Here is a 12,192-nt window from a genome sequence, read left to right as displayed (position 1 = left end):
CGGGGGCTGGCCCCCGGTCCGACGCCTTTCACAAAAACGACCGCCCCGGCCCGGGCAATGCCACCCCCAGATGCGCCGCCACACTTGCCCCCACATCCGCAAAGGCCCGGAGCCCGATCCCGCACCGCCCCGCGCCATAGCCCAGCACCGGCACCCGTTCGCGGGTATGTTCCGTGCCGCGCCAGGTCGGGTCATTGCCATGATCGGCGGTAAAGATCGCCAGATCCCCGGGTCCAAGCCGGTCGAGAAACCGGGGCAGGGCGGCGTCAAAGCTTTCCAGGGCCCGCGCATAGCCCGCCACATCTCGGGGATGGCCGTAAAGCGTATCGAATTCAACGAGATTCGCGAATACCAGAGCGCCGTCTTCGGCCTCGGCTCCCAGCCGGACCAGATGGTCAAAGAGATCGGCATCGGACTGGCCCTTCCAGAGCGTCCCGATCCCCCGCATCGAGAAAATATCGCCGATCTTGCCGATCCCATGCACCTTGCCGCCCGCAGCCATCACATGTTCCGGCAGCGTCGGGGCCGGGGGCAGATGCGCAAAATCACGCCGGTTGGCGGTGCGGTGAAACGCGTCGCAATCTCCGGTAAAGGGCCGCGCGATCACCCGGCCAACCCGGCGCGCATGCAGAGAGGGCGCAAGCGCTGCACAGAGGGCCAGCAGCCGGTCCAGCCCGAACCAGTCCTCATGCGCCGCGATCTGGAACACGCTGTCGGCCGAGGTATAGCAGATCGGCCAGCCGCTGCGTTTGTGCTCCTCGCAAAAGCGCCGGATCACTGGCAGGCCCGAGGCATGGCAGTTCCCCAGGATCCCCTCGGTTCCGGCCAGGCGGCAGACCTCGGCCACCAGATCCGGCGGAAAGGCCGCGGTCTCATCGGGGAAAAGCGTCCAGTCCCAGGGCACCGGCACGCCCGCGAGCTCCCAATGGCCCGAAGGCGTGTCCTTGCCGTTCGAGACTTCCTCAGCCGCGCCCCAAAGGCCCTCGGGCGTGGCCCCGAGCCCTGGCGCCGCCGCGCCCGAGGCCAGCCGAATTGCCGCGCCAAGGCCCAGCCGGTCAAGATTGGGCAGGAAAAGCGGGCCCTTGCGGCCCTGATCCGCTGTCCCTGCCGCACAGGCGCGGGCGATATGGAGGAGCGTATTCGCGCCTTCATCGCCAAAAGCTGCCGCATCAGGGGCACCGCCGCAGCCCACGGAATCCAGCACGATCAGAAAGGCGCGCGCCATTCAGCCGATCCTTTTCAGCACAAGCGGCCCGTCGCCAGGCGTGCAGCCGCCGGCCATGCGATCCTGCGCAAAGCCCGCCGGATCCGAGATCCGGTAGGCGCGCTGCACTGCGGCCACGGCGGCCTCGGCGCTTTCGATGCTGCTGGCATGGACCATGGCCAGCGGCGCGCCATCCGCCACATCTTCGCCCGGCGCCGCCAGATCGGAAAGCCCGACTGAGGGGTTGATCCGCGCCCCTTCGCGCGTTCTGCCGCCACCAAGCGCCACCACCACATGGCCAAGCGCTTCGCCGTCAATCGCGGTGATGATACCGCCATCTGTCAGGCCGGCGGGCGGTAGCACTTCCATCACCACCGGGGCCGAGGGCAGGCGGTCAGGCCAGCGTTCGACGAAATCCGAAGGCCCGCCCTGGGCCGCGACCATACGGCCAAAGATCTCTGCCGCCCGGCCGGAATCCAGGGCTGCGAGGATCTTCGCGGCCCCGGCCTGTGCATCAGAGGCCAGCCCCGCCAGCGCCAGCGCCTCGCCGCCCAGATCGCCGGTCAACAGCCGCAGGTCGGAATTGACCGAAGTGCCGGTCAGCGTCTCCATCACCTCGATCACCTCCAGCGCATTGCCGGCGGCGGTCGCAAGCGGCTGATCCATATCGGTGATCAGCGCCCGCGCCTGACAGCCCGCGCCCTGCGCCACGCTCACCAGCGCCCGCGCCAGCCTTTCGGCATCTTCCAGGGTCTTCATGAAGGCCCCCGAGCCGCATTTCACGTCAAGCACCAGCGCCCCCACCCCGGCCGCGAGCTTTTTCGACAGGATCGAGGCGGTGATCAGGTCGATGCTTTCGACCGTGCCGGTGACATCGCGGATCGCGTAAAGCCTCCGGTCCGCCGGGGCCAGCGCCTCGCCCGCCGCCACGATCGCGCAGCCGATCCGCGAGACCTGAAGCTGCATCTCGGCCTCGGGAAGCGCGGTGCGCAGCCCCGGGATCGCCTCGAGCTTATCAAGCGTGCCGCCGGTAAACCCCAGTCCGCGCCCCGAGACCATCGGAACCCAGGCGTCACAGGCGGCCAGCGCCGGCGCCAGCAAAAGCGAAATGCAATCGCCGATGCCGCCGGTCGAATGCTTGTCCACCACCGGGCCGGGCAGCGACCAGCGCAGCCGGCGCCCGCTGTCACGCATGCCTTCCGTCAGCGCGACGCGCCCTTCATCCGACAGACCGCGCAAAAGCACCGCCATTGCGAAAGCCCCCGCCTGGGCGTCCGAGACCGCGCCGCTGGCAAGCCCGAGCGCGAAGCCGCGCAGGTCTTCCTCATCGGGGGTATTGCCGTCGCGGAGGGTCGCAATGACGCGGGCGGGCTCCATATCAGGCGGCCCCGCCGCTTTCGGCGCGGGCCATATGTGCCGCGCCGAAAGCGCCGGGCAACAGCTCGGCCACGGTCATGTTCAGGGTCTTGCCCTCGGTGGTGGCGAGTGTCACCACCACATCTGGGGCAGCGAATTCCGCGATTTTCTGACGGCAGCCACCGCAACAGGGCACCGGTTCGGGGCTGTCGGCGATGACCAGGAGGCCGGCGATCCGGCGTTCTCCGGCGGCACACATGGCGGCGATGGCGCCGGCCTCGGCGCAGGTGCCTTCGGGATAGGCGATGTTCTCGACATTGACGCCGGTAAAGACCGCGCCGCTGGTCGTGCGCAGCGCCACCCCGACCTTAAAGCCCGAATAGGGCGCATAGGCATGATCGCGGATGCGGGTTGCGGGCGCGCGCAGGCTCTCATTCGGCATCGGTTACTCCGGGATATGCCGGCCAACTCTGGCGCGAAGGCGCCTGCGCCGCAAGCGGGCTGATCGGACGGGTGTTGAGGGCGGCACAGCCTGACCATGGCAGGTTGACCCTGACGGGGGCGGGGTCTAGGACCAGATCAACCCCAGATCCGGAGAAAACACCATGCCAACCTGGTCCGCTCTGACGACGCTTACCGGCGAAGAGGCCGCCCGCGCGCTTGGCGAGGCGATCGAGGACCAGGAGCCCGAGCCCTATGGCGTCGGCGTTTTCGAGGTCGAGGACGGGTCCGGCCTCTGGGAGGTTGGCGCCTATTATACCGAGGTGCCCGATGACATCGTGCTGGATATCCTCGCCGCCGCCTATGGCGCGAAAAGCTTCCTGATTTCTGAGCTTCCCGAGGTCGACTGGGTCGCGAAAGTGCAGCGCGAGCTGCATCCGGTCGATGCCGGGCGCTTCTTCGTGTTTGGCAGCCACGATGCCGATAAAGTGCCCGAGGGCCGCGTTGCCTTGCAGATCGAGGCGACCATGGCCTTTGGCACCGGCCATCACGGCACCACGCTGGGCTGCCTTCTGGCATTCGACAAGCTTTACGAAGAGGGCTACCGCCCCGCCAAAGTCGCCGATATCGGCGCGGGCACGGCGGTGCTGGCGATGGCGGCGGCGAAAATGCTGCCCGATGCGCTGGTGATTGCCTCGGATATCGACCCGGTGGCGGTGGATGTCGCCAAAGCCAATGTGGCGATCAATGATCTGGAGGGCCGCATCGACTGCGTCGAGGCCGCCGGGTTCGATCACCGCAGGCTGCGCGACGAGGCGCCCTGGGATCTGGTCTTTGCCAATATCCTGAAAGGGCCGCTGGTCGAACTGGCACCGATCATGTCGAAAATGACAAAGCCGGGATCGAAGGTGATTCTTTCCGGCCTGCTGGTCGTTCAGGCGGAAAGCATCGTTGAAAGTTACGTGGCTTCGCAGTTTCGTTTGCAAGACAGAAACGATCTGGGTGAATGGTCGGCATTGATCATGGAGCGTGTGTAAACACCTGAAAATGCAAATAAAAATTGCAATGATTTGAAGGTGTTCGGGGCAATTTCCCCAATTCCGCCATATTTAAACCGCATGAATTCCTTATGGCGGGGGCCATGGGAGTAGCTGGTCATGACTTTGGCTGACCCGAATTACAAAACTTTCTCCGGGCGTCTGCGCCGGATCGAAAAGGCCCATCGCAAGGGCTATGGTTTCGAGGCCCAGGGCACTATGGGCCGGTCCTCGAGCTGGCGGCGTGAGCGTACATTTGGCAAGACGATCCGTGTTGTTCTGGTCCTGCTCATGATCGGTTGGATCATGAAGGGCGCCATCTATTTTTACGTTGGCGACGAGGTTTATGAGCAGCGCGTGGCAGGTCTGGCGACCGGCAGCGATTTCGACCCGATCGCAGCGAAAATCATGTCCGCCGATCCGGTGACAAAGCTGGTGGCCTCTTTCCTGGGCGAAGTCTTCCCGGCACAGCGCCAGTAACCAGGCCTCAAGGCTGCGCGCCCAGGTTCCGCACCGGCTGGTCGCTGTCGTCTGATCTTCCGTATACTGTTTTGCGCGAGACCGCCCCGGCCGATGCCGCGTGGCGGTTTTCCCATTCGGGGTGCAGGCAGGCGCATCCGGGACGGGCGCAAGGGGCTGGCATCAGACTGGCGTGGCGACAGAAAACCAACACCCTGATATAATCATTACCCTGAAAAGCAGAAGGACCGCCTGCGACTTCTGTCGCGAGACGGTCCCTTACTTGTCCTGTGACCCGTTCGGTCAGGGAGACTGAGGAGTGACCTCAGCGACCCAGCATCTCGATGTCACCGCGGCACAGGCCGATATCGTCAAGCTCGCGATCCGAGAGCTTCGACAGGGCCTTCCGGGTGACGCGTGCGTCGTTCCAGGCTTTGAAGGCAGCAAAAATGCCACCAAAGCCGTTAACGGCGCGATACGTCGTGATGGCGCCGAACGGCGCAGGGCGGCTCGTTTCGATGGCGGCCATGGGACTGTTTCCTTATCTTTTTAAACTGACTGTTTTGCGGGCGTCTTGCGCCTCGTGTAGCCAGATAAACGTGCTGCAGGTGCAAAGCAAGCCATGCGCCAGCAAGCCTGCAATGCAGTTCTTGCATGCCTCAGGCCACAAATTTGCCATGATTCACCCCGGCCTTATGCTGCACGTGCAGCATCCTGTCGGCGGCATGGCGCCGGGTGTCGCTTTCAGCCCCGAAACCGGATCTCTGCGCGGGAATTCCAGGCAGAAAGAACGCGATTGGCGGATGTTCTCTTTTCGTGCTAGTACGGTTGAAAAGCAAAAAGAGGGCAGTCATGCGCGTAATCGGCATTGATCCGGGGCTCAGGAACCTTGGCTGGGGGGTGATTGATGTCGCGGGATCGCGCCTGACCCATGTCGCGAATGGCATCTGCCATTCGGATGCGACGACCGGAGATCTCGCGCGCCGCCTCGCCTCGCTGCATTTCCAGCTGACCCGGGTGTTTCAGGACTGGCAGCCGGAAACGGCGGCGGTCGAACATACCTTCGTCAATAAAGACGCGGTCGCGACGCTGAAGCTCGGCCAGGCGCGGGGGATCGCATTGCTGGTTCCGGCGCAATTCGGGCTGGAAGTCGGGGAATATGCGCCAAATGCAGTGAAAAAAACGGTGGTCGGGGTCGGCCATGCCGCTAAACAACAGGTGGATCATATGGTGCGGCTGCATTTGCCGGGCGCGAAGGTGGCGGGGCCGGATGCGGCGGATGCGCTTGCGATCGCGATCTGCCACGCGCATCACACGCAAAGCGCGGGCCGGTTGCAGGCCGCCGTGAAGAGGGCCGCCGGTTGAAAGGATTTGGGGGATGATCGGAAAGATTTCGGGGCGGCTGGACTGGAAGGGGATCGACACGGTGCTGATCGATTGCCGGGGCGTGGGCTATATTGTCCATGTCTCCGACCGCACGCTGGCGGGCCTGCCGCCCGAGGGCGAGATGGTGGCGCTTTATACCGATCTTCTCGTGCGCGAGGATCTTTTGCAGCTCTTCGGCTTTCCGACCATGATGGAAAAGGAATGGCACAAGCTGTTGATGACGGTGCAGGGGGTGGGGGCCAAGGCCTCGATGGCGATCCTTGGTGCGCTCGGGGCCGAGGGCGCCGCGCGGGCGATCACGCTGGGGGATGCGCGGGCGGTCCAGGCGGCGCCGGGCGTTGGGCCGAAACTGGCGCAGCGCGTGATCCTCGAGCTGAAATCGAAAGCGCCGTCTTTGATGGCACGCGGCGCGGGCCTCGCTCATGGCGATGCACCGGTGCTGGAAGAACCCGAGGCCGCGCCTGTGCCGCGCAAAGCCGCAAAGCCGAAACCCCCGTCCGAGGGGGCGATCCGCGCCGGTTATACCGCCGATGCGCTCTCGGCGCTGGCCAATCTCGGCTATGGCACCTCGGATGCAGCCGAAGCGGTGGCGCGGGTCTCGGGTGAAAACCCCGAAGCAGATACGGCGGCGCTGATCCGGCTGGCGCTGAAACATCTCGCGCCGCGTTAAGCGGGGCTTGATGCGGACCGGCGGTTCTCCATATCTTTGAGAGAAGGAGACCGCAAACCGATGGGAAATATCCGCACTTTCGTCCTGATGGCGGTGCTGACCGCGCTGTTTATGGGGCTGGGCGCGTTGCTCGGAGGCGCGACCGGCGCCGTTGTCGCGCTTTTGATCGCGGCGGCGATGAACCTCTATACATATTGGAATTCCGACAAATCGGTCTTGCGGATGACCGGCGCCCGGGCCGTGGATGAGCGTTCAGCCCCGGATCTGGTCGGTATTGTGAACCAGCTGGCGGATGCCGCCGGGATGCCGCGCCCGAAGGTTTATATAATGGAGACCGCGCAACCCAATGCCTTTGCCACCGGGCGCAACCCGGAGAATGCCGCAGTGGCGGCAACGACGGGCCTGTTGAACAGCCTCTCACGCGAAGAGATCGCGGCGGTGATGGCGCATGAGCTGGCACATATCAAAAACCGCGACACGCTGACGATGACAGTGACCGCGACTTTCGCCGGCGCCATCGCGATGCTGGCGAATTTCGGTATGTTCTTCGGTAATTCCGACCGCGACCGCCCTGGTGGCATGATCGGAACCATCGCACTGATGATCCTTGCGCCGATGGCGGCAGGGATCGTGCAAATGGCCATCTCGCGGAGCCGGGAATATGAGGCGGACCGGCTTGGCGCCGAGATCTGCGGCCGCCCGGACTGGCTCGCCTCCGCGCTGCGCAGGATCGACGGGCTGGCGCGGGGGCGGATGAATGTCCAGGCCGAGAAGGATCCGGCGCTGGCCCATATGTTCATCATCAACCCGCTGAACGGGCGCGGCGCCGATAACCTCTTTTCCACGCATCCCGCGACAGAAAACCGGATCGCGGCCCTGATGGAGCTGCGCCCGACCCGTCAGAAGGGCAATATCGCAGGAAGTTCAACTGGCCGCAGTTCAGTGCCAAAATCCGGGCGGAACATCCGCCAGGACCCATGGGGCTGAGCACGCGCGCCTGCCCGGCGTCAGATGAGTATTTGGATCAAGGGGAAATGAGCTTCCTCTTGACTTAAATACTCCCGCCGGAGGCATCGCGCCACAAGGTGCGGCACCCTGCCTGGATTTGCCTCTTCCGGCGGCTTGCAAAGCGCGCGCCGTTCGGGGATTGTTCCGGCCATGACCCAGCCCGACCCCTCGCTTCGCCCTGACCGCCTGCCCGAAGACAGTGACCGCGCGCTGCGCCCTCAGGCATTGGAGGATTTTACCGGCCAGGCCGAGGCCCGCGCCAATCTGCGCGTCTTCATCGAAAGCGCGAAAATGCGCGGCGAGGCGATGGATCACACTTTGTTCCATGGCCCGCCCGGCCTTGGCAAAACCACCCTGGCGCAGATCATGGCGCGCGAGCTTGGCGTGGGCTTTCGCATGACCTCGGGGCCCGTTCTGGCGCGTCCCGGTGATCTTGCCGCCATCCTCACAAATCTCGAGCCGCGCGATGTGCTGTTCATCGACGAGATCCACCGGCTGTCCCCGATCGTCGAAGAGGTGCTTTACCCGGCGATGGAGGATTTCGCGCTGGATCTGGTGATCGGTGAGGGGCCGGCGGCGCGCACCGTCCGGATTGACCTGCAACCCTTCACTCTGGTCGGCGCCACCACGCGCCTTGGCCTCCTGACCACACCCCTGCGCGACCGGTTCGGCATTCCGACCCGGCTGCAATTCTACACCGAGGAGGAGCTGTTTCGCATTGTCTCGCGCGGCGCGGGCCTGCTTGGCATCGAGGCCGATGAGCCGGGCTGCCGCGAGATCGCGCGGCGCGCGCGGGGCACCCCCCGTATCGCCGGCCGTCTTTTGCGCCGGGTGGTCGATTTCGCGCTGGTCGAGGCCGGCGGCCGCATCAGCCGCGAGCTCGCCGACCGTGCTTTGACCCGGCTTGGCGTTGACACGATCGGGCTCGATGGGGCCGACCGCCGCTACCTCTCGCTGCTTGCCGAGAATTACGGCGGCGGCCCGGTCGGCGTGGAGACCATTGCCGCCGCGCTGTCAGAGCCGCGCGACGCGCTGGAAGAGGTGATCGAGCCCTATCTGTTGCAACAGGGTCTGATTCAGCGCACCCCGCGCGGGCGGATGCTTGCCGCCAAAGCCTGGCGCCATCTCGGGCTCGTGGCACCGCGCCCGCCTCAGGGGCAGAGTGATTTCTTCCAGGACTGATCCCCTGCACTCTGGGATAAATATTCAGACTTAAGACGCCGGGCGCTGGCTGCCGCGCCGGGGCTTCTTGCACCCGGCGGGGCCATAGGGGTAATATAGGCGCAAAGACGTTAAGCCCCCAAGGATGCCCGCTATGACCCTGCCAGCCCCGGACACCAAGATTGTCACCACCTGGAAAGTGGCCTGCGACGGCGGCGAGGGCGCTCTGGGGCATCCGCGCGTCTGGCTTGCGATCCCGCAGGAGAGCGGCTTTGTCGAATGCGGCTATTGCGACCGCCGGTTCGAGATCGACCGTGCCCATGCGCATGATGATCACTGAAAAAGCCCGCTAACCCCGGCCTTCATTTCGCAAACCAGCGATGCAGTTTTCCTTCCGACTCCGCGACGGAGAGGTCTGTCTGCGCTGATTGACTTTTATACCTTTGGCCGCAGGCCATTTCGTGCAGCGTTTTCCCAGGGAGATCGCGCTGCAACAGAGGTATGTCGCAGACCTGATCCCCGCGCAGTGCGCTTTGCGCCGTGCAACGCGGGGATCGGGGGGCTCAATGCGCCTCGGCCCAGTTGCGCCCGGTTCCGGCCTCGACGACAAGGCGGACATCCAGCTTTACCGCCGGGTCAGAGGCGGTTTCCATCACCTCTTTCGCAACCGCAATCAGACGGTCTGCCTCAGCTTCCGCCACCTCGAACAAAAGCTCGTCATGCACCTGGAGGAGCATCCGCGCATCGATGCCTGCAATTGCGGCGGGCATCCGGATCATGGCGCGGCGGATCACATCGGCAGCGGTGCCCTGGATCGGCGCGTTGATCGCGGCGCGTTTGGCGAAACCGGCGCCGGGGCCTTTCGCATTGATCTGCGGTGTGTTGATGCGGCGCCCGAACAGGGTCTGCACGAATTCATGCTTTTTCGCGAAATCGATGGTCTCGTCCATATAGGCGCGGATGCCGGGGAAGCGTTCGAAATAGCGGTCGATGAAGCCCTGGGCCTCGGCGCGGGGAATGCGGAGGTTGCGCGCCAGACCAAAGCCTGAAATCCCGTAGATCACCCCGAAATTGATCGCTTTCGCCTGGCGGCGGATCATCGGATCCATGCCTTCGACCGGCACGCCGAACATCTCGGAGGCCGTCATCGCGTGGATGTCCAGCCCGTCTTTGAACGCCTGTTTCAGCGCCGGGATATCGGCGCTATGGGCGAGGATCCGCAGTTCGATCTGGGAATAGTCGAGCGAGACCAGCACCCGGCCTTCCGGTGCCACAAAGGCCTCGCGGATGCGGCGGCCTTCTTCGGTGCGGACGGGAATGTTTTGCAGGTTCGGATCGGTCGAGGCGAGGCGCCCGGTATTGGCGCCCGCGATGGAATAGGACGTATGGACCCGCCCGGTCTCGGGGTTGATCGCCTGTTGCAGCGCATCGGTATAGGTTGATTTCAGTTTGGCAATCTGACGCCAGTCAAGGATCTTTGCCGCAAGCTTCGCGCCCTGCGGATGGCTGTCTTCCAGCGTGGTGATGTCTTCGAGAATATCGGCACCAGTGCCATAGGCGCCGGTCTTGCCTTTCTCGCCGCCCGGCACGCCAAGCCGGTCAAACAGCACTTCGCCCAGCTGTTTCGGGGAACCGGGGTTGAACTTTTCCCCCGCGATTTCAACGATCTCGTCTTCATATTGCGCAAGCTTTTGCGCGAAAGCATTCGACATGCGTGACAGCGTGTCGCGGTCGACTTTGACCCCCGCCATCTCCATTTCCGCCAGCACCGTGACCAGCGGGCGTTCCAGCGTTTCATAGACGGTGGTGACCTTTTCGCGGTGCAGGCGCGGCCTGAACTGCTGCCAGAAGCGCAGGGTCACATCGGCATCTTCCGCCGCATAGGCCGAAGCTGCCGCGATCTCGACCTTGTCGAAGGTCACCTGAGATTTGCCGGTACCGATCAGATCCTTGATCGGTTTGGTGTGGTGACCAAGGTATTTCTCGGAAAGCTCATCCATGCCGTGATTGTTGAGCCCGGCGAACATAGCATAGCTCATCAGCATCGTATCGTCGAAGGGCGCGATCCGGATTGACGGATGCTGGCGCGCGAAAATCTTCCAGTCATATTTGATATTCTGGCCGATTTTCAGGATCGACGGATCCTCCAGCACCGGTTTCAGCTTTGCCAGCACCTCAGCCGGATCCAGCTGGCCCGCAACCCGCTCGGCCGCACCGAAGAGATCATCGCCGCCCTTCACATGCGCCAGCGGGATATAGGCGGCAATGCCGGTATCGACGGAAAGCGAGATCCCCACCAGATCCGCCTGCATCTCATCAAGCGAGGTGGTCTCGGTATCGACCGCGACATGGCCGATCTCGCGGATACGCGCGATCCAGGCATCCAGCGTGGCATGATCGATGATGGTGACGTAACCCGCCTCGCTGATGGCGGGCGCCTCCACCTCGGTCACGGCGGCGGTGGCGGGTTTAGCCGCCTCAATCACCGGCACCTCGACCTTCAGCTTTTCGGCCACCCGGCGCGAGAGGCCGCGAAACTCCATATGGGTCAGAAAGCCCAGCAGCTTTTCGGCATCGGGCTTCAGCACTTCCAGCTGATCCAGCGTCACCTCAAGCGGCACTTCCGCATCAAGCGAGACAAGCCGTTTCGAGGTCAGGATCTGGGCGCGGTTGTCGATCAATGTCTCGCGCCGCTTGGGCTGTTTGATCTCACCCGCGCGCTCCAGCAGCTCTTCGAGCGAGCCGTATTCATTGATCAGCAGGGCCGCAGTCTTCAGCCCAATGCCCGGCGCGCCCGGCACATTGTCGACCGCATCCCCGGCCAAAGCCTGCACATCGATCACCCGCTCCGGCCCGACGCCGAATTTCTCGAATACCTCATCCGGGCCGATCTGGCGGTTCTTCATCGGCTCCAGAATATCGACGCCGGGGCGCACCAGCTGCATCAGATCCTTGTCGGAGGAGATGATCGTCGCCGACCCCCCGGCCTCAACGGCCAGCCGCGCCAGCGTTGCGATGATGTCATCGGCCTCATAGCCTGGTTGTTCGATACAGGCGACATTGAAGGCGCGCGTCGCCTCGCGTGTCAGCGGGAACTGGGGGCGCAGATCCTCGGGCGGCGGCGGACGGTTCGCTTTATAGTCGGGATAGATATCGTTGCGGAAGGTCTTTGACGAATGGTCGAACACCACGGCGATATGGGTGGCGGCGCCCGACGCGCGCTCTTTCGTGATTTCGCCCCAGAGGATATTCGAGAACCCCTGCACCGCGCCCACCGGCGTGCCATCGGATTTCGTCAGAGGCGGCAGCGCATGATAGGCCCGGAAAATATAGGCCGAGCCGTCGATCAGATGCAGGTGATGGCCTTTACCGAACGTCATGTCATGCTCCCCGTTCTGTCAGGCGGCAGGTATGGCAGAGACGGGCGGCGCGGTCCAGCCGGGCGGAGGCTTTGGCCTTTTCCCGCGCGG

The 12,192-nt window shown here is 64.1% G+C and carries 13 protein-coding genes; 8 read left to right on the top strand and 5 right to left on the bottom strand.

What is annotated here, in order from left to right; all coding sequences use genetic code 11:
• Window positions 1–28: 28 nt before the first annotated feature.
• Genes JC607_RS16530 through JC607_RS16520 form a run of 3 tightly spaced genes read right to left on the bottom strand, consistent with a single transcriptional unit; the run spans window position 29 to window position 3,002 of the window.
• Window positions 29–1,225 carry a phosphopentomutase gene (locus JC607_RS16530; protein WP_198837999.1) on the bottom strand — a complete coding sequence of 399 codons (1,197 nt, stop codon included), beginning with the start codon at window positions 1,223–1,225 and terminating at the stop codon, window positions 29–31.
• A complete protein-coding gene (locus JC607_RS16525; RefSeq protein WP_198837998.1) occupies window positions 1,226–2,581 on the bottom strand; it encodes a thymidine phosphorylase in 1,356 nt (451 codons plus the stop codon).
• A 1-nt stretch (window position 2,582) separates the two neighbouring features.
• Window positions 2,583–3,002, bottom strand: coding sequence for a cytidine deaminase (locus tag JC607_RS16520; RefSeq protein WP_198837997.1), 420 nt, complete (start codon window positions 3,000–3,002; stop codon window positions 2,583–2,585).
• 163 nt (window positions 3,003–3,165) lie between these two features.
• Between JC607_RS16520 and JC607_RS16515 the strand changes: the two genes are divergently transcribed.
• Both JC607_RS16515 and JC607_RS16510 read left to right on the top strand, forming a co-directional pair.
• Window positions 3,166–4,038: a 50S ribosomal protein L11 methyltransferase gene (locus JC607_RS16515; RefSeq protein ID WP_198837996.1), complete on the top strand. Its 873-nt coding sequence runs from the start codon at window positions 3,166–3,168 to the stop codon at window positions 4,036–4,038.
• Window positions 4,039–4,158: 120 nt separating this feature from the next.
• Window positions 4,159–4,518, top strand: a complete 360-nt coding sequence (locus JC607_RS16510; RefSeq protein WP_198837995.1) for a hypothetical protein — start codon at window positions 4,159–4,161, stop codon at window positions 4,516–4,518.
• A 304-nt stretch (window positions 4,519–4,822) separates the two neighbouring features.
• Here the strand turns inward: JC607_RS16510 and JC607_RS16505 are convergent, their stop codons facing one another.
• Window positions 4,823–5,026: a DUF1127 domain-containing protein gene (locus JC607_RS16505; RefSeq protein WP_092895596.1), complete on the bottom strand. Its 204-nt coding sequence runs from the start codon at window positions 5,024–5,026 to the stop codon at window positions 4,823–4,825.
• Here JC607_RS16505 and JC607_RS16500 point away from each other — a divergent pair.
• The 6 genes from JC607_RS16500 to JC607_RS16475 all read left to right on the top strand — a co-directional run bounded on the left by JC607_RS16500 (window position 5,025) and on the right by JC607_RS16475 (window position 9,062).
• A complete protein-coding gene (locus JC607_RS16500; RefSeq protein ID WP_198837994.1) occupies window positions 5,025–5,369 on the top strand; it encodes a hypothetical protein in 345 nt (114 codons plus the stop codon). The genes JC607_RS16505 and JC607_RS16500 overlap by 2 nt on opposite strands.
• A complete protein-coding gene (gene ruvC / locus JC607_RS16495; RefSeq protein ID WP_198837993.1) occupies window positions 5,350–5,862 on the top strand; it encodes a crossover junction endodeoxyribonuclease RuvC in 513 nt (170 codons plus the stop codon). The genes JC607_RS16500 and ruvC overlap by 20 nt, the downstream gene beginning before the upstream one ends.
• A gap of 13 nt (window positions 5,863–5,875) precedes the next feature.
• Entirely contained in the window at window positions 5,876–6,553 is a 678-nt protein-coding gene (ruvA, locus tag JC607_RS16490; protein WP_198837992.1) for a Holliday junction branch migration protein RuvA, read from the top strand.
• 60 nt (window positions 6,554–6,613) lie between these two features.
• Window positions 6,614–7,540 carry a zinc metalloprotease HtpX gene (htpX, locus tag JC607_RS16485; protein WP_198837991.1) on the top strand — a complete coding sequence of 309 codons (927 nt, stop codon included), beginning with the start codon at window positions 6,614–6,616 and terminating at the stop codon, window positions 7,538–7,540.
• Between the two features lie 171 nt (window positions 7,541–7,711).
• The gene (gene ruvB, locus JC607_RS16480; RefSeq protein ID WP_198837990.1) at window positions 7,712–8,743 is read left to right on the top strand and encodes a Holliday junction branch migration DNA helicase RuvB; all 1,032 of its coding nucleotides are present in this window, start codon (window positions 7,712–7,714) and stop codon (window positions 8,741–8,743) included.
• Window positions 8,744–8,876: 133 nt separating this feature from the next.
• Complete coding sequence (locus tag JC607_RS16475) at window positions 8,877–9,062, top strand: zinc-finger domain-containing protein (protein WP_198837989.1); 186 nt, start codon at window positions 8,877–8,879, stop codon at window positions 9,060–9,062.
• Between the two features lie 223 nt (window positions 9,063–9,285).
• On the opposite strand, the gene polA is transcribed toward JC607_RS16475, so the two are convergent.
• Complete coding sequence (polA, locus tag JC607_RS16470) at window positions 9,286–12,102, bottom strand: DNA polymerase I (protein WP_198837988.1); 2,817 nt, start codon at window positions 12,100–12,102, stop codon at window positions 9,286–9,288.
• Window positions 12,103–12,192 lie beyond the last annotated feature (90 nt).

Source organism: Paracoccus sp. IB05, assembly GCF_016405985.1.
Classification (GTDB): domain Bacteria; phylum Pseudomonadota; class Alphaproteobacteria; order Rhodobacterales; family Rhodobacteraceae; genus Pseudogemmobacter.
Note: the sequence above shows the minus strand (reverse complement) of the source record. Positions and strands in the feature narration are given on the sequence as shown.